This is a genomic window from Mycolicibacterium moriokaense, from assembly GCF_010726085.1.
GTDB classification, from domain to species: domain Bacteria; phylum Actinomycetota; class Actinomycetes; order Mycobacteriales; family Mycobacteriaceae; genus Mycobacterium; species Mycobacterium moriokaense.
The window spans coordinates 4840020-4858002 of record NZ_AP022560.1 but is presented as its reverse complement, the minus strand read 5'-3'; the positions used below and the strand labels follow the sequence as shown (position 1 = coordinate 4858002).

The window sequence follows — 17983 nt, the reverse complement described above, 5'->3', positions numbered from 1 at the left end:
ATGCCTCTGTTATCGAGTAATCCGCTGTCTGCCAATCAGGGTGTGCGCGCGCTCAGTTCGCGCTCACTGCGGATCCGCGGCCTGATCGCCGCGGTGATTCTGGGTGTTGCGGGCACTGTGCTCTACCAGATGGGCACCGGCGGCTTCGCCAACACGTTCAAGCTGACCGTACTGGCCGACACCCTCGGTGAGGGACTGACGCCGGGAGCGGAGGTGAAGTTCCGCGGTCTGACGATCGGATCGGTGGAGAGCCTGCAGACGGTCGGATACAACAAGCAGAAGATCACGCTGGAGCTCGAGCCACGCCAGGCGGCGGTCCTGACCGCCGACACAACGGCGAACTTCATGTCCTCCAACACTTTCGGCCTCGCAGCCGTCGAACTGGTGAGCAGCGGAACCGGACCGCGGTTACGTCCGAACCAGACGCTGATGGTCGACACCAACGCGCGGTCAACCTCGATCACCGGACTGCTGCGTGAAGGCCAGAAATTCGGCGACATCATCGACTCGCCCGACGTCGACCACATCATCGAGGTGGTGCGCAGGCACTCCGACCTCACACAGCCGGTGACCCGGTCCTATTTCGACCTGATCAAGATGCTCGCCGACTCCCAGAGAGTGCCCTTCTCGCAGTCGCTTTCGGTGTTTGCTTCGGTGATTAACGGTGTCAGCGACTCCGTCCCACTCATCGGGTTGGCGTACGACCTGCTCAACGGGATGGAGTTCCTGGCACACCCCGACGGCGTTCAGCGGATGAACACGATCTTGGATCAGACCACCAAGCTGCTCCTCGACACCACCGAGATTCTCGCGAAGAACATGTCGTGGCTGGTCCCGATCATCGACGCGATGATGAGCGTGTCGCTGCCGCTTTCGTACTTCCAGGGCAGCTTCGCGCCGGCGTACGACCGGCTGTCCGGTCTGCTGGACCGCACCAGCGCGGCTTTTCCGATCATCGACGGCAAGGTCCGCATGCAACTCGAACTCACGCTGGAGACGATGCCGGGGTTGGCGGCGGCCCTGCCGTTACCGACGCCCGCGGATTCTCCGGTGCCTCCCACCGCCCCGCCCATGCTTTCTCCCACCGCCCCGCCCATGCTTTCTCCCACCGCCCCGCCCATGCTTTCTCCCACCGCCCCGCCCATGCCGCTGCCCCTCCCTGACACGGTGCCCCAAGGCGGTGGCCGATGAGAAGTGTCGCCAAATCCGTGACGTGGTTGACGATCTTCACCGCGATCGCGGCGGTCTGCACGCTCATCGTGTTGACCGCCCTACGCAGCCCCGTCAGCGGGAAGGTGTCTCGCTACACCGCGGAGTTCTCCGATGTGTCAGGGCTTTACGTCGGTGACGACGTGCGCATCTCCGGCGTACAGGTCGGCAAAGTGGAGGCCATCCGCCTCGACGGCCGGATCGCCAAGGTGGATTTCACCGCGCAAACCGACCACCCGCTGTTCACCAACACCGTTGCCGCCGTGCGCTATCAGACGCTGATCGGTCAACGCTATGTGGAGCTCGTTCAACCGGCCGAGCCGGACAGCCAGTTGGTCAACAGCGGCACGATCCCGCTGGGACAGACCATTCCCTCCTTCGACGTCGCCAAGCTGTTCAACGGTTTCCAACCGATATTCCAAACCCTTGACCCCGCCCAGTTCAATCTCCTGGGGGAGAACCTGCTGCGGCTGATTCAAGGCGACGAATCCGGCATCGGCCCGTTCCTTCATCACCTCGACGTCATATCGAAGTTGGCCGTGGACCGGCAGGCTGTCATTACCGTCATGATTCGCAATCTCAGCGCGATCTCCCAAGACCTGGGCGGCAAGTCGCAGCAACTGTTCAACCTCATCACCGAGCTCAATGACTCGCTGGCGAGGTTCGCTTCGGTGGGCGAGGAGTTCAATGCCTCGCTGGACACTCAGCTGCCCGGGCTCCGAACCATGACCCATCTTCTGCAATACACCGAGCGCACCTTCGACGGGACGACGGTTCCGCTCTACGACCTCGTCAGCCGAATGTGGCCGCAGACGCCGACGATCATCGCGGGCCTGTCCCTGGCGCCGTCGTTGATCCAGGGGATGCGCAACTGGCTGGTGGATGCGCAGCCGGCCCAGCCGACGTTCTTCTGCTCGAACGGAGAGGTCGAACTACCGGGGATCGGCCAGGTGTCGTTCGCCCAACAGAACTTGGTGGTGTGCCGATGACGGCGTGGCACAACCGACTCACCGACTGGCGCGCACGGCTGGGCAGGCGTCGGGGTGTGCTGGATGAAGGCGAAGCGGCATCCCGCAATCGCAGGCACGGCGTCATCGGCGTCCTTGTCATCGTCGTGTCGTTGGCGGTCACCGCGATGGCCTACCTCAACCCGACAGGTCACACGACCTATACCGCCCACATGGCCAACTCGGCCGGTGTACGCGTCGACGATCAGGTGCGTATCGCCGGCATCCCGGTGGGCAAGGTCACCAGTGTTCGCCTCGACGGCGCGGTCGTCGAGATGAAGTTCGATGTCGAGAAATCGGTGATGGTCGGCTCGGATTCGACCCTGGACGTCAAGCTGCTGACCCCGCTGGGTGGCCACTACATCTCGCTCGACCCGAAGGGCGCTATGCCGCTGGGGCACAAGGTCATTCCGTCAAGCCGTGTCACATTACCGTTCGAGGTGAACGACATCATCCAGGCGGCCACGCCGGTCATCAAAGAGGTGGACGGCGACGTCATCCACGACACCTTCACCGAGGTTGCCAACGCGGCCAACAAGTATCCCGACGCGGTGCGCGACCTCATCTCGTCGGCCAATGCCCTGACCACGTCGATGAGTGCATCCACGGCCGACTTCCACCGCAGCCTCGACTTCGTCAACAACGGCATACGAGCCATGGTCACCAACCGGGCACAACTCATGACGCTCGTCGAGCAGTTCGCTGCCCTCAGCCGGATGTACACCTCGAGGGCGGTGGATATCGTCGAGTTCTTCAGTCTGCTCAAGGAATTGGCCCGAGTTCTCGACCGCGTCGCGACGTTCTACGGTCGGGAGGTCGCACCCATCACCGAAGGTCTCGAAGACATCACCGACACGCTTACCGCGCATCCGGAACGATGGGGCATGGCACTGGACGGCCTGGGGCAGACGCTCAACATCGTGGTGCCGATGCTCAGTGGCAACGGGGTCATCTTCGACAAGAGCGACGTGCGGCTGGCTCCCGGCCAGGACCTGTGCCTGCCCAACATCATGAGGCACTGCTGACATGGCCGGCCTCTGCGCTGTCCGCGCGCGGTTGCGTTCCCCGTTGGGTATCGCGACGGTGACGGCCGTCGTGGTCGCCGTCGTGGCCGCGGCGGTCATGGGTGCCAAGGTCGTGACGCCCAAAATCAACAGCACCCGGACGATGTGTGCCGAATTCACCGATGCGGTAGGGCTTTACCCGGGAAACAAGGTGGCGCTCCTGGGCATCGAAGTCGGTTCCACGAGCGCGGTCGTCAACAAGCCCGACCACGTCGAGGTCCAGTTCACCGTGCCCGCCGATCTCGACCTGCCCGTCGATGTCGGTGCGGTGACCTACTCGCAGTCGATTGTCACCGATCGTCATATCGAGCTGACCAAGGCCTACACCGGCGGTCCCAAATTCACCGGTCCGGGCTGCATCAAGCTGGAGTCGACCAAGACCCCGCTCAGCATCAGCGAAACCTTCTCCGCGGTAGGCAACCTCGCGGACGCCATTATTGGAGCCCAACCGGGTCAGGACCCGTCCAACGCGCCGGGTGTGCGAGCCATCAACGACAGCCTGAGCGCGGCCAGCCGTTCGCTGCAAGGCACCGGGCCAGGCCTGAACCAGACGATGCGCAATCTGGTCACCATGCTCGGCGACCCGTACAAGGCCGACGCCGACTACCGGCAGCTGTTCGAGAACAGCGAGATCCTCACATCGGACTTCCTCAACAACTGGGACAGTTTCGCGTCGGTCATCCGAACGCTTCCCGAGACAACCCAGTTGATCGAGGGCCTGTCGGAGAACTTCTCAGGGTCCCTGAGCTATCTGTCGCACTCGCTGCCGATCCTGGTCGACGCCATGCAGCGGTTCGGCCCGCGGATGTACAACACTGCGGGCTCGCAGGTCGCGTGGCTGCGGGACCTGCTGAACAACCACAAGCCCGCGATCCTCGCCATGATCAACTCGTGGCCGCAGTTCAGCAACTGGATGGCCGACATCTATGAGCCGGCGTGGGGCACTCACAACGTCACCTACATTCCCCCGCAGGTGGCGATAGCCCCGACCCAAGCCGGTGCGATATGCCAGGCGCTGACGCAGCGCAATATTCCCGGTGCCGCGTCGGCCTGCGCGTCGGGTAACGGTTCGGATCCGGTTACCCTCGGCCTCACCGATCTCGTCCTGGGGGCCGCGCTCGGATGACGGGACGATCGATGCGTGCTGTTCGCGTGCTGCTGGGGGTGGTGATGGTCATTGCGGCGGCGGCATGCTCGCTGGATCCGACCCGGCTGCCGGTTCCGGGCGCGTTCACCGCACACGACGCGTACAAGATCAAGATCGAATTCTCCAGCGTGCTGAACCTGCCGGCCCGCGCGAAGGTGGACTCCGGTGGGGTGCAGGTCGGTGTGCTCGACCGTGTCGAGCTCGACGGCAACACCGCGGTCGCGTACGTCGAAATAGCCGGTAAAACCACGCTTTCCGACAACACCCGCGCCGAGCTTCGTCAGGCCACACCGCTCGGCGACATCTACATCGCCCTGCTTCCACCGGAGGAACGGTCGGCCGGGGTCCTGCGCGACGGCGATACCATCCCGCTGCGCAACACCGCCCCGGCCGACAACGTCGAAGACCTCCTGCGGTCGATGTCGAACCTGGTGGGCGGCGGCGCGGTCGGCACGCTGCAAAACACCGTGGTCGAGGTCAACAAGGCGTTCCCGGACGACCCCGCCGAGCTGACCCGGATGCAGCGCACCGTCGCCGGTGTGCTCAATGACCTTGCGGCCAACCAGGACACAATCAACGGCATGCTCTCGAGCATGGAGAACATCAGCACCGCGATGGCGGCGAATACCACGGTGTTCAACCGGCTCGTCACCGAAGGTCCGGCGAAGCTCGAAGGCCTGTCGGATATCACGTTGGCAGTCCTGAACGTGGTCAACAACTCTCGGGACATCGGCACTCTCAACGCCGAGCTGATCAACCCGATCGCCGGCGATCTGATGCAGATGCTGTCCTACCTCACACCCATGGTCGGAACGATGGCCACCGTCGACACCACCATCCCGGTGCTGGCCGACAAGTTCGTCGCGTTCCTGCGTTACAAACTTCTCGTGTTCTTCCGCAAGGGCGGACCGAAGTTCACGATCACCGGGCTTCATCCCCCGACCGGGAACGAGGGCGTGGATCCGGCGGACAAGACCGACGCAGCGGTCGAGGCGATGCAGACGATGGGACTGCTGCCGCCATGAAATTCAACGCCCGCGCCACGCTCGTCATCCTCGCGGTGATGACGCTGCTCGGTGCCGTCTACATGTCGTTCGGTGTGCTCGACGTGAGTCCGGCCAAGCAGGTCACCCGGCTCACCCTGCTGCTCAACACTTCCGGCGGCCTAATGCCGACCTCAGAGGTGACGATGCGCGGCATCAAGATCGGCCGAGTGTCGGATATCCAGACCACCAGCACCGGCCTCGCGGTCTCGATCGAACTCGACGACGAGCACCGGGTTCCGGCCGACAGCCCGATCACCATCGAAAATCTCTCGGCCGCAGGCGAACAGTACATCGACTTCAAGCCGAAGCTCATAGCGCCGCCGTATTACACCGACGGGGCAGTGATCCCCGCTGATCGCGTCGCACCGGTCGTGACGGCCAGTGACCTGCTCGCCAAGATCAATGTCTTGTTCACGGCGCTGGACCTCGACCAGATCCACGCCATCATCAACGAAGTGGCTGCGGCGATGGCCGACAACGACGACACCATCGACTCCCTGGCGACCACCGCCGGGTTGACCGCCGACGTGATCCACGATGACAAGGCCCTGATGGCCACCCTGTTCAACAATGTCTCCGTCCTCACCACCAACCTGGGCGACCTCAACGCCGGCCAGGTGATCAGCGAGACCGGCCATCAGCTACCGCGCTCGATACCGGCGTTCCTGGAGCTCATCCGCGAGATCGAGAGCATTTCACATGCGGGCATGGGCGTGATCGGCCCGGACGATGCGGTCACGGTCCTGGTTCAGAAACTCCGCGAATACCTCGACATGCTGGCCGGCCCGCTTGGCTCTTTTGCCACTGTGCTGCAGCCTGCGCTCAAACCGCTGCACGACATCAAAATCGACGCCGGGCACTGGCTCGACTTCTGGGAATCGACGTTCAACGATACTGGCAGTGTGCGGGTTCAGCTCAATGTGCCCGAATGGCACCAATGAGCCCTAAAGAGACTGCAATGAAAGAAGCCGACATGACCGACTCGACCGACAGCAATGCCGGCGATGCCGACGCCTCAGACGAGTCCCCGCCCAAGGCGGCGACAGACCGTGCCGAAACCGAAGACACGGATACCGCGGCCACCGATGGCGCAGACTCCGTCGACACGTCACGATCCGGTCCCACGAGACCCTGGGTATGGGTCGCAGCGGCGCTGGTTGCGGTGCTTGTCGGCGGGGGCGTGTTCGGGTTCATCAAATATCAGCAGGCGACCAGCCAGCTCGAGCAGCTACGGCAGAGCGTGGCCGATCGCGAGGCAGCGGCACAGCTCGCCAAGGACTATGCGCTGAAATCGCTGAACTACACGTATGAAGATCCGGACGCCTTCTTCCGCGCCGTCGAAGACGGTGTGTCACAACAACTCAAGGACAAGTACGTCAACGCCAGCGAGCTGCTCACGGCCGTCATGCTGGAGGCGCAGGTCACCTCCAGCGGCGAGGTGTTGGCCACCGATCCCGTCCTGCAGCCCGACGGTTCGTATCGCGTGGTGGTGTCGGCCCACCAGACGACCCGTAATCTGCAGAACCCGACGCCCAAGGTGTCGATCATCCTGTTGCGCGTCACGGTGAACAAGGTGGGCGATGGCTGGCAGGTTGCCGACATCGGGCCCGAGACAGGCAGCAAACCACCTGTGGATGAACAGCTTCCGGCGCTGCCGCCGCCGGCGCCGCCGACTCCCACCAAACCGACGCCGCAGCGGTAGGCACATACGTGAAGCGGTTGTCAGCACTGGCCGGCGTCGTCGCATTGGCGACCGTCGGTACGGTGTGCCCAGCCGCCGTCGCCGCCCCCGCACTGCCGCCATGCCCGCAGTCGATGCCGATCATCAGTCCGGAGGGGACGTCGCCACATGTCGACTGCTCGTTGCACTCCGGTGCTCTTGATTTCACCGTCACGTACTTCTCTGTCCCCGAGTTGCCGGAGCCACGGGCGGTAAAGGTCACCGTGACCGACCCGGCGGGGGAGGTCGTGCAGACCATCGACGAGCTGCTGGAGCCGTCGAGTCCGGGCGGCGTCGGGCTGGAGGATGTCGACGCCGACGGTCGCGAAGAACTGATCATCCCGATCGCCCGAAACATGTTCAACGGCAGTCCAAACACCCGGTTCGCAACCTGGCGCGCACCGGGCGACCGTTGGCATTACGAACGCACGCAGATGGTGGGGCAGGCCGCCTATCCCAGCGGGGACGGTTATCTGGTGGTCAACGGTGGCGGTCTGGTCAGCCGCGATCTCACCTTCTATCTGCCGACCGGGGCCGGGTACACGCTCGTCGTGGTGTTGACGATCGAAGCCCAGGAAGTCGACCCGCACACCCGCAAGGTACTGACCGTCATCTGTCGGGCCCACCAGGAAGACGGACTTCATGCGGTCGGCTTGACCATCCGCCAGGCCGAGGCGGCTTTCTGTGCGTCACCGGCTGCGAACGCCATTTGGCCTGGCGCCGAACGGCTGTCGGTTCGAATATGGGGACCCGGGAGCTAACTGAGTCAACTGAAGGGCATGCCCTGAGGTGCACAGGATCCGCGCGCCCCGGCGAGCAGTTCTCTCGTCGCGGCGAGATCGCGGACGAGCAGGTCTGGGCTTGCCGGTCGATAGGGATCACTGTCGTCGATCTGGGCCGCCAGCATGTCCGACCGGATCCGGAGATCGATGGCCGACGGAGTTCTCAAGCCGTACAGCGGCGATACCGCCTTTCGAACCTGGCCTGCCACATACGACGGTGTCCCGGCTGGAGCGACCGTATTGAGCGCCGCCTCCAGGCGGTCAGCCACGGGCAGGATGATGCCGCACTCGCTGCCGGCCGCTGCGGGCGCAGCCGCGAGCCACATGGCCACCGCGGCCACCGAGAGCGGCACTGCGAGAATTCGTCGAGACATCGGTCCTACCTTGACACCGCGCCGCGCGGTTTGTCGCCGTTATGAGTCGCTTGATGTCGCCGGATCCTGCCGGGGGCTGGTCAGCTGCCCTCCGCCGCCCCCGCTCAATGTGTCGGTTTGTTTGGCGATGAAGGCGTCCCAGTCCGTCGCGCGCTCGATGAGGAGGTCACGGACCTGATCGTCGGTATACAGCATGAAGGTGTCGTCGAGGATGGCGTTGGCCACCATCTCGCCCACCGTATCGGGCAGGAGGATTCCGAATTGCGGTCCGGGAAGGCCGGTTTGAACTTCCGGTCCGAACCTTTCAGGCATCGTGGCGAGGATGTTGGTCGCCACCGGTCCCGGACATAGCACGGTGACACCGATACCTTGCGGGTGCAGGTAGAGCCGGAGTCCTTCCGAGATCTGAACGATCGCAGCCTTGGTGGCGGCGTAGGGAATCCGGTCATATGAGTACGTGTAAAGGCCCGCGAAGGACGCGGTGTTGACGATATGGCCGTGGCCCTGCGCGATGAGGATCGGCAGGAACGTGGCGTTACTTCGTACCACCGACATCAGGTTGATGTTGATGATCCGTTCCCATTCGGCAATGGGGAGGTGATCGGGCCGTCCGCTGGTGAGAACGCCGACGTTGTTCATCACGATGTCGACGCCCCCGAAACGCTCCATCGTGAAGGCCTTGAGAGCCCCGAAAGCCCGGTCCGTACCGACGTCACAGACAAAAGCCTCGGCCTCGTGACCTTCCGCCCTGATCTGGTCCGCGACCGCATTCGCGTTGTCCGCGTGGATGTCCGCGACGACGACACGGGCCCCGCGGTTCGCGAGTGAAACCGCCGTAGCCCGGCCTATTCCGCTTCCGCCGCCGGTGATGACGGCTGTGGCGCCCCGTACCGATGTCATCGCCACCTCAACGCACCGTGCAGCCGGCATCGAGCGGCGACTGGGGGTCTCGTCTGCTCAATCCCGGCCGGGACCACACCGGGCCGAACACCCGGTCGGCAACCATCATGTCTTGGTAGCTCGGGTCCGACTCCACGTGCACCTCTTTTTCGGATCGGCTAGCTGAGCGTTCGCAGCAATGCGGCAGCACGGATTTCATCGCCGACCGCGATCGCGATGTTCACGTCGTCGTCGCGTCGGGCCCATCGCAGGGTGACGTCTTCGCCGTACTGGATCGGCCGGCGATACTCGACCACCGCGCGATATGGTGCGCGGCACACCTCAGGCACTTCGGCCATCACTTCGTGGATGGCATGCCAGTAGGCGGTGTTGGTGACGTGTTCGAACACGTCGATATCGGTGCGACGCAACGCGAATGGTCTAACCACATCGGCCTCGTCGAGGTTGGTCAACCACGGCCGCCACTTGAGGCGGTGCTCATCTGCGGTGCTGGAGAACTTGTCGATCAGACTGTCGGAGACCCGCTGCGGTGTCAGGGTGCGTTCGTTGATCGCGATCCAGAAACCCTCGGTCTCGATCCGGCCGCCCTCGCTGCCGACCAGATCGACGCGCATCGTGCACCAGCGCGTCGACAGTGCCGAGCACCAGCGGCTGAACGACACCTCGTTGGGCCACTCGATCGGCTCGATGACATCGATCACCGTGCGCTGGACGAGCCAGTGCGGATGCGCCTCGGCCTCGCCTGCATCGAGCAGATTCTCGGCACCGACTTCCTGGATGTAGCGGGCCACCCCGTCTAGGCGCAACTGCAGCTGGTCGCCGATGTCGCCGGTGGGCACGGCCCAGGACGTGCGGTAGATATAGCCGTCCGAAGGCTGCGGTCGCAGCCGTTGGTTCACATCCATACTTGGCATCGAGTCCTGTCTACCTGGTGATTCACCAAATACTGCGAATTCGTGTCGTTCCGCCCGCTTCGGTCCCTTCCCGAGTCAACCGAACTATTGTGGTCGAAATCTGTCTTTTGGCTGGTCGAAGGGGGCTCGATGTCTCACAGGGGCCTGCGCGGACAGAACCCGCCGTGCACGCCCGGTGAACGGGGGAGGTGTGCGCCATCCACGCTGACCGATGGCGCCACGCCGAAGCGCATACCGGCCGACGACATGCAGACCATCCTCGTTGTCGACGACGACACTCGACTTCGCGATCTGCTGTGGACCGTGCTCACGCCGCTGAAGTGTGTGGTCGTCACGGCAGGTTCCGGCGAAGAGGCCCTCACTGTGCTGCTTCAGCGCAAGGTCGCAGTGATCGTCCTCGACGTCAACCTGCCCGGAATGGACGGTTTCGAGACCGCGCAGCTGATCAGGGACGTCGAGGAGATGGCGTCGACACCCATCATCTTCCTCACCGGCCAGGCCGACGCCGGCGATCTGAACCGGGGCTATGACCTGGGTGCGGTCGACTTCCTCGTCAAGCCCGTCGCTCGGGAGGTGCTGTACGCCAAGGTCAAGGCGCTGTTGGAGCTGGATCGGTCATTCGCCCGGCTCCACCGCGAGGCCGCCGAGCTGCACGAAGAGCAACTGCAGGCGGCTCGCGCCGCTGAGATATGGCACCGGGAGGAGTTGGCAGGTGCGCGGGCGCGGGCGCGGCTGGCCAACATGTTCGCCGAACAGACCCTCGATCTGGCCTCCTTGGAGACGACCATCGTCACCGGGTTGAGCGAGTTGGTCAGAGGCGATTGCCTGCTGCGCCTGCCGACCTCCGGCGACGGTTGGCGCCACTCGTTCGCGCGCCCGGAGTCGGCCGCACCGTCCGGTCTTTCGCGAGAGTGGCTCGCCGAGCAATTGACCGACCGGAATCGAAACCCGAACGACCGACTGGTGCTGGTCGAGGAGTTGACGGCCCGGGGCGAGCTCGTCGGCACCCTGTGCGTCGGCCGACCCGACGGACCTTCGTTCACCGAAACCGAGGTCGCACTGTTTCGCGCAGTAGCGGTGGCGGCCGCATTGTCGATTTCGAATGCCTCCCTGTTCCGGGTCCAGGCCGAGTATGCCGCCGTGATGCAGGGCACCAGCGATGCGATCCTCGCGGTCAACGGTGCGGGCGAGATACGCAGCTGCAACAAGGCCGCCGAAGCGTTGTTCACTCAGGACTGCGACACGTTGATCGGCCGATCCATCGTCGAGCTCGCGGTTGACGGTCACCGGGGCCGGCTGCGGGAGCAGTTGAACGACGCGCTGGCGACGCGCCGGCAGAGCTCGCTGGAAACGACGCTTGCGGCACACGGCGATCGCCACGTCGACGTTCTGATCACGCTGTCACCGATCGGCGACTCGGACGATTTCAGCGTCGCCGTGGTGATTCACGACCTGACCGAGATCAAGCAGGCGCAGTCGGTGATCACCCATCTCGCGACTCACGATCCGCTGACCGACCTTCCCAACCGCAGACAACTGACCGAGCGGCTTGAAGAGCTGGCCCGCCAGCAGGACGGCGACCTGGCGGCGTTGCTGTACATGGACTTCAACAAGTTCAAGCCGATCAACGACACCTACGGCCACGAAACCGGCGACGAACTGCTCGTCGAAGTGGCGGATCGACTTCGTGCGGCGGTACGGGGCGACACCCTGGTCTGCCGTGTCGGTGGCGACGAGTTCATCGTGCTGTTCGAACACGTGGAGTCCGCTAGCGCGGCCGTAGCTGGAGGCAATCGCATCCTCGAGCAGGTGCAGTCGCAGCCGGTGCAGTGTAAGAACGCGACACTGCAGCCCTCGCTGAGCATGGGTATCTCCGTCTTGGGCGCGACGGCTCACACACCGCAGCAATTGCTGACCCAGGCCGATATCGCCATGTTCGAAGCGAAGATCAATCGTCTGGACGAATGTGTGTTGTACACCGAATCGATGGGGTCGCGCCGCCGGGGGAATGCACATCTGCGGGCGAAGCTGGCCGACGCCATCGCGCGTTCGGATCTGCGCATGGTTTACCAGCCGATCGTCAACGCGGTCACCGGCGAGCTGTTCGGACTGGAAGCGTTGGTGCGCTGGCTGGCTCGCGGCGAACCTGATGAACCCGACCGGGACGTGCCCGCGAACGAGATCATCGCGCTGGCGGAGGCGTCGGGACAGGCCGGCGCTCTCGGCCGGTGGACCGTGACACGAAGCTTCGAAGACTATGTGGCTCTTGGCCATAACGACCTGAAGCTGCACGTGAACCTGTCGCCGGCCCAAGTCCTGGACAAGAAATTCCTCAGTCACCTTGTCGCCGCGCACCGCGACTACGGGATAGCCCCGGACAGCATCTGTCTGGAACTCACCGAGCGCGCTTTCACCAAGGACCCCTCACCCGCATACGCGGACCTGCAGCGCGCGCGCGAACTCGGGTTCAGCCTTGCCCTCGACGATTTCGGCGTCGACCACGCGAGCATGACCACGTTGAAACACATCCCCGCCAACTGGTTGAAGATCGATCGCTCGTTCGTCGAGGACGTCCACGAAAGCGACCGTGCGCAACGGCTGGTGCGCGGTCAGATCGCCGTGGCTGCGTGCATGCAGATCGATCTGATCGCCGAAGGAGTCGAGAAGCGCGAACAGGCGGACTGGCTCAGCGAGGCAGGATGTGTTCTGCAGCAGGGGTTCTGGCATGCCCGTCCGATCGAGGTGACAGACCTTGCCGACCGGGTTCAGAACTGGCGTGCGGGGCGGGCCGCCCGCGGTACCGGTGAAGGCTAGGGTGACATGACGCTTGCGACCAGACTGGCCCTCTTGTGCGGATCCGCACTTCTCGCAGTCATTTTGGGGAATACGCTTTACACGATTCAGACCAATCGGATCAACACCCTCTTCGAGGAGCGCAACGCAGCGCGCAACGCGCAGGTCGACGTGCTGGAAATTCAGCGGAACCTCGAGACATTGCTGACCACCTACCACCAGTTCCTGTTCGACCATCCGAGCCGACGTGCCGCACACGCCGCCGAGATAGAAGAACTCGACAAATCCATTCAAGCCGAGCTGCGGGCGGCCGCAGCGGGGGATACCGACAGCGACCAGCGGATCCAATATCAGCAGGCGCTGAATACCTGGGCCAGCTTTCAGTCCGACTACCGGACAGGTATGCAAAACTTCGCGACGACCGGAGATGCCGCGGCTTCCGCGGAAAACCTCAGCAGTCAGGTGGCACTGCTCGAGCAGCAACTGGAAGGCATCGAGCAGGACACGCTCGAGACGGTCGACGTCGCCAGTCTGCGGGTGCGGCAGGCGATTGCGACGACCCGTGCGTTGCTCTGGACATTGGCGAGTGTCATCGTCGCGACGTTGGCGGTGCTGCTCTTCTTCACCAGCCGCAACATTCACCGCACCGTGACCAGCGCGGCGCAACGGGACGAGAAGGCGCGTCGCTCCAAGGAAATTCAGGCGAACCTGATGACCGAGGTGCAGACTGCACCGGATGTGGCTGCCGCAGCCAAGATCGTCATGAAGGGCGCCGCGGACGCGCTGGACGCCAAGCACGGAGCGCTCTACCTCCGACAGCCCGACGACCCCGGCCGCTTCGCCCTGACGGCGTCGTACGCCTTCCACCGCCGCGAGGACCTACCCACCTCGTTCAACCTGGGTGACGGCTTGGTTGGCCAGTGTGCACTGGAAGGCAACAGGATTGAGGTGGTGGGCGCTCCCGACGACTACGTCGAGATCGTGTCGGGACTGGGCAAGACCGCGTCCGTATCGCTGATGCTGATCCCGATCAGCTTCGAATCCGAAGTGCTCGGCGTTCTCGAGCTCGCCGCCCTCCGTTTGTTCACACCGGATGACATCGAACTCGTGGAGAGCATCGCGCTCGGAGCCGGTGTCGCCATCAGTGCGATCGAATCCGCGGAGAAGACTCGGGAATTGCTGCAGCTGGCGCAGGCGCAGACGGAGGAACTGAAGGCTCAAGAGGAGGAGCTACGAGCGACGAACGAGCAACTGACACTGCGTGAAGATCAATTGTCGGCGCAGAACGCCGAGCTCGAGGAGACGACCGAGGAACTCCGCTCGCAGCAGGAAGAGCTCAGGGCCACGTCGGAGCGACTCGAGACGCAGGCGCGTTCCCTGGAGTACAAGAACGAGGAATTGCACCGCCTCAGCCAGACTCTCGAAGAGAAGGCCGAGGAACTGGCCGTGTCGTCACGGTACAAGTCGGAGTTCTTGGCGAATATGTCGCACGAGCTGCGCACCCCGCTGAACAGCATCCTGATCCTGGCGAGCCTCCTTGCCGATTCCGATGAGCCGCTCACCGAAAAGCAAAAGGAGTTCGCGGAAACGATCCAGCACGCCGGCAAGGACCTCCTGAACCTCATCGACGAAGTACTGGACCTCGCCAAGGTCGAATCCGGTTCGATACGCCTCGAGATCGAACCGATCGATGTGTTGGAGCTGGTCAGCTTTCTCAACCGCAACTTCCGCCCGATCGCCGAGAACAAGGGTGTGGCCTTCAGTGTCGTGCTGACCGACGCCGCGCCGCGGGAAGTCATGAGTGACTACACGCGGGTCAAGCAGATCGCGAAAAACCTGGTGGCGAACGCGATCAAGTTCACCGACGAGGGTTCGGTGACGGTCGAGCTGTCCGGAGCGCGCGACATGGAGGGCCACCCTGGCGATGGCTATCTGACCCTGGCCGTCGCGGACACCGGAATCGGCATCGACGAGAAGGACCACAGTCTGATCTTCGAGTCGTTCCAGCAGGCGGGTCGCGGCACCGCGAAGCAGTACGGCGGGACCGGCCTGGGGCTGGCGATCAGCCGGGAACTGGCCCGCAATCTCGGGGGTGAGATCACGGTTCGCAGTGCCCTGGGGCAGGGATCGACATTCACCTGCTATCTGCCGGTCGAGGCGCCGTCGCTGCCTGAGGGAGACCGCTCCGCGGTGCCGGCCGGTACGGCGGTGTCCACCGGTGAGGGCGGTCGGTCGAATGGTGAGGTGTCGCGTCAGTCGGATGGTGAGGATGCCGGGCCCGTCTCGGCGGACACCGGGGGTCTTGGTACCCGCTTCGAAGACGTCGACATCTCGGACGTCACCTGGCCGACAGGCGCCAAACCTGTTCTGCTGATCGTGGAGGACGATCCGATCTTCGCCGGTCTGCTGGCCGACCTGGCGACGGAGGCCGGGTTCGACTTCGTCGCCACCGGCAGCGGCCGAAAAGCGTTGGCGTTGGCGAAACAACGGCAGCCGGCGGCGATCACCCTGGACATCGGGCTGCCGGATATGGCCGGCTGGGTGGTCCTCGACGTCCTCAAGCACGATCTCGACACCCGCCATATTCCGGTCAATGTCGTCTCCGGTTCCGACGACGGTGGGCGTGGCCGTCGTATGGGCGCCATCCAGACGTTGCAGAAACCGAGCGACATCTCCGAGCTCCGGTCAATGTTCGCCACCGTCGCAGATTTCCTGAAGCCTGGGCCGCGACACGTCCTTGTCGCCGAGGACGACGTGAATCAGCGTGCGGTCGTTCAGCAGTTGATCGAGAGCGACGATATCGAGATCACCTGCGTCGGTACGGGTCAGCAAGTCCTGGATGAACTGGCCGGCTCGACGTCCTACGACTGCCTGGTTCTCGATCTCGGATTGCCCGACATCGACGGCATCGACCTCATCGACCGCATCAAGGATCAGCTCAAGCAGCAGAGTCTGCCCGTGATAGTGCACACGGGCCGTGAACTGACAGCGGCGGAAACGGAGCGCCTCGAAGCGTTGGCGTCGGCGATCGTTCTGAAGAACGCCAGATCGCCGGAGCGACTGCTGGACGAGACCGCACTGTTTCTCCATCGCGTGGCGACCGACATGCCGGATTCGGCCCGCGAAATCCTCGCCAACACCACCCGAATCGACGAATCCCTGCAGGGCACCACCGTGTTGCTTGTCGATGACGACGTGCGAAACGTTTTCTCGCTCGGCAGCCTGTTGAAGCGGTATGGGATCACGGTCATCCCAGCCCGCAACGGGCAGGAGGGGCTCGACAGCCTGGCCGCTCACCCGGAGATCGGGCTGGTGCTGATGGACATCATGATGCCCGTCATGGACGGATACGAGGCGATGCGCCGGATCCGGGCCGAGTCCCACTGGAAGAGTCTTCCGATCGTCGCGCTCACCGCGAAGGCCATGAAGGGTGACCGCCAAAAGTGCCTGGACGCAGGCGCTTCCGACTACGTCACCAAACCCGTCGACATGGATCAACTCACGTCGGTGCTCCGGGTGTGGCTGACCGGCAGGCCGCGGGTCTCAAGCACCAGTGAGTAAGCCCGACGAAAAGCCGGAAGCGGCTCGCTCCAACGAGTTGACTGCCATTGAGGCGGAAGCGTTCTTCTACACGCTGTACAACCATCTCGGCTACGACTTCCGCCACTACAGCGACGCGTCGAGGAACCGCAGGCTGATGGCGTTCGTCGAACGACACGATTTGGGCACCATCTCCGAGGCGCAGGGCCGGGTCCTGCGCGAGCCAGAGCTGTTGTCGGCTTTCCTGTCGGCGATGACGGTGAATGTCACCGAAATGTTCCGGGACCCGTTGGTGTTCGCCAAGATCCGTACGGGCGTGTTGCCCAGGCTGGCCACCTACCCGCGCATACGGGTCTGGATCGCGGGCTGTGCGACGGGTGAGGAAGCCTATTCGGCCGCGATCCTGTTGGACGAGGCCGGTCTGTTGGATCGGACGACGATCTACGCCACGGACATCGACAATGGGTCACTGCGGGTAGCGGCGTCGGCGATCTACCCGGCGGATGCCATGGTGGGTGCTACCCGCAACTATCAGGCCAGCGGCGGCGAAAGGCCGTTTTCGGACTGGTACACCGCCAAGTACGGCCGGTGCATCCTCAGCCCCCATCTGCGGTCGAGTCTCGAGTTCTTCTCGCATAACCTCGCCACCGACAGCACATTCGGCGAATTCCACCTGATCCTGTGCAGGAATGTCTTCATCTATTTCGAAGAATCACTGCAGCGCAGGGTCGAGCGGCTGTTCTGGGAAAGCCTAGCGCCCTTCGGCAATCTCGTCACCGGCCCGCGCGAAGGCCTCACCGGGGAGGGCAAGCGACTGTTCACCCCGGTCGAGCGTCGGCTCGGGATCTACGTCAGGGGTCAGAACGAGCATGTCCGGCCCTGACGTCGTCGTCATCGGGGGTAGCGCCGGCGGCATCGGGGCGTGCACGGGAATTTTCGAGACGCTCGAAAACATCGGTGAGAGTGTGGTTTGCGTGGTGCTGCACCGCGCGCCGCAGTATGCGGGACTTGTCGAGGTGCTTCAGGATTACACCGCGATTCCGGTCCACGAACCGAACTCCAGTCCCTGGGCCTGTCCATTAGGCGCGGTGACGGTGTCGCCGGCGGGCTATCACCTCCTGCTGGGTAACGACCGAGTTCCGTCGAACGAGCCGCAGACACCCATCGAACAGTACGAGACCAGGCCGGGTGTCCGCGCGCACCTGACCTTGGATGAGCCGGTCGCCTATTCGCGACCCTCGATTGATGTCGTCTTCTCCAGCGCAGCGCACCTCGTCAATTCGGTGACGGCCGTTCTGCTCTCCTGCGCGAACGACGACGGTGCGCGTGGTTGCGAGGCGGTGAAAGCGGCCGGGGGCCGGGTCGTGCTTCAGGACCCCGACAGCTGCCAGGCGCCGGTGGCCGTGAATGCGGCGATGCGCCTGGTGGAACCGGACCACGTCGCGGATCCTCCCGGGATCGGGAGGTGGCTCTCAGGGCACGGGTGA

Annotated in this window: 16 protein-coding genes; 12 read left to right on the top strand and 4 right to left on the bottom strand. The window is 63.9% G+C overall.

Annotation, left to right across the window (positions count from 1 at the left end; translation table 11 throughout):
* From G6N43_RS23905 to G6N43_RS23870, 8 genes are read left to right on the top strand one after another with little or no spacing between them, the layout of a single operon-like run.
* Complete coding sequence (locus G6N43_RS23905) at positions 1-1191, top strand: MlaD family protein (protein WP_163658176.1); 1191 nt, start codon at positions 1-3, stop codon at positions 1189-1191.
* Positions 1188-2198 (top strand): MlaD family protein, encoded by a 1011-nt coding sequence (locus tag G6N43_RS23900; RefSeq protein ID WP_083149347.1) that lies wholly within the window; start codon positions 1188-1190, stop codon positions 2196-2198. The genes G6N43_RS23905 and G6N43_RS23900 overlap by 4 nt, the downstream gene beginning before the upstream one ends.
* Positions 2195-3241, top strand: a complete 1047-nt coding sequence (locus G6N43_RS23895) for an MlaD family protein (RefSeq protein WP_083149493.1) — start codon at positions 2195-2197, stop codon at positions 3239-3241. The genes G6N43_RS23900 and G6N43_RS23895 overlap by 4 nt, the downstream gene beginning before the upstream one ends.
* Position 3242: 1 nt before the next feature.
* Complete coding sequence (locus tag G6N43_RS23890; RefSeq protein ID WP_083149348.1) at positions 3243-4406, top strand: MlaD family protein; 1164 nt, start codon at positions 3243-3245, stop codon at positions 4404-4406.
* A gap of 11 nt (positions 4407-4417) precedes the next feature.
* Positions 4418-5452 (top strand): MlaD family protein, encoded by a 1035-nt coding sequence (locus G6N43_RS23885; RefSeq protein ID WP_234809992.1) that lies wholly within the window; start codon positions 4418-4420, stop codon positions 5450-5452.
* A complete protein-coding gene (locus G6N43_RS23880) occupies positions 5449-6414 on the top strand; it encodes an MlaD family protein (protein ID WP_083149350.1) in 966 nt (321 codons plus the stop codon). Before G6N43_RS23885 ends, G6N43_RS23880 begins: the two co-directional genes overlap by 4 nt.
* Positions 6415-6446: 32 nt before the next feature.
* A complete protein-coding gene (locus G6N43_RS23875) occupies positions 6447-7175 on the top strand; it encodes a hypothetical protein (RefSeq protein ID WP_234809993.1) in 729 nt (242 codons plus the stop codon).
* An 8-nt stretch (positions 7176-7183) separates the two neighbouring features.
* On the top strand, positions 7184-7954 hold the full coding sequence (locus G6N43_RS23870) for a hypothetical protein (RefSeq protein WP_083149352.1): 771 nt from the start codon (positions 7184-7186) through the stop codon (positions 7952-7954).
* A 5-nt stretch (positions 7955-7959) separates the two neighbouring features.
* Here the strand turns inward: G6N43_RS23870 and G6N43_RS23865 are convergent, their stop codons facing one another.
* Genes G6N43_RS23865 through G6N43_RS23850 form a run of 4 tightly spaced genes read right to left on the bottom strand, consistent with a single transcriptional unit; the run spans position 7960 to position 10163 of the window.
* The gene (locus tag G6N43_RS23865; protein WP_083149353.1) at positions 7960-8349 is read right to left on the bottom strand and encodes a hypothetical protein; all 390 of its coding nucleotides are present in this window, start codon (positions 8347-8349) and stop codon (positions 7960-7962) included.
* Between the two features lie 39 nt (positions 8350-8388).
* The gene (locus tag G6N43_RS23860) at positions 8389-9249 is read right to left on the bottom strand and encodes an SDR family oxidoreductase (RefSeq protein WP_083149494.1); all 861 of its coding nucleotides are present in this window, start codon (positions 9247-9249) and stop codon (positions 8389-8391) included.
* A 7-nt stretch (positions 9250-9256) separates the two neighbouring features.
* The gene (locus G6N43_RS30900; protein ID WP_263991850.1) at positions 9257-9385 is read right to left on the bottom strand and encodes a hypothetical protein; all 129 of its coding nucleotides are present in this window, start codon (positions 9383-9385) and stop codon (positions 9257-9259) included.
* A 22-nt stretch (positions 9386-9407) separates the two neighbouring features.
* Positions 9408-10163, bottom strand: coding sequence for an acyl-[acyl-carrier-protein] thioesterase (locus G6N43_RS23850; protein WP_083149354.1), 756 nt, complete (start codon positions 10161-10163; stop codon positions 9408-9410).
* A gap of 129 nt (positions 10164-10292) precedes the next feature.
* On the opposite strand from G6N43_RS23850, the gene G6N43_RS23845 reads away from it, so the two are divergent.
* The 4 genes from G6N43_RS23845 to G6N43_RS23830 are packed head-to-tail and all read left to right on the top strand — an operon-like array spanning position 10293 to position 17983.
* Positions 10293-12977 (top strand): two-component system response regulator, encoded by a 2685-nt coding sequence (locus G6N43_RS23845; RefSeq protein WP_083149355.1) that lies wholly within the window; start codon positions 10293-10295, stop codon positions 12975-12977.
* Between the two features lie 6 nt (positions 12978-12983).
* Positions 12984-16517 carry a response regulator gene (locus tag G6N43_RS23840; protein WP_083149356.1) on the top strand — a complete coding sequence of 1178 codons (3534 nt, stop codon included), beginning with the start codon at positions 12984-12986 and terminating at the stop codon, positions 16515-16517.
* Positions 16510-17379 carry a CheR family methyltransferase gene (locus tag G6N43_RS23835; protein WP_179967912.1) on the top strand — a complete coding sequence of 290 codons (870 nt, stop codon included), beginning with the start codon at positions 16510-16512 and terminating at the stop codon, positions 17377-17379. Before G6N43_RS23840 ends, G6N43_RS23835 begins: the two co-directional genes overlap by 8 nt.
* The gene (locus tag G6N43_RS23830; RefSeq protein ID WP_083149357.1) at positions 17366-17983 is read left to right on the top strand and encodes a chemotaxis protein CheB; all 618 of its coding nucleotides are present in this window, start codon (positions 17366-17368) and stop codon (positions 17981-17983) included. The genes G6N43_RS23835 and G6N43_RS23830 overlap by 14 nt, the downstream gene beginning before the upstream one ends.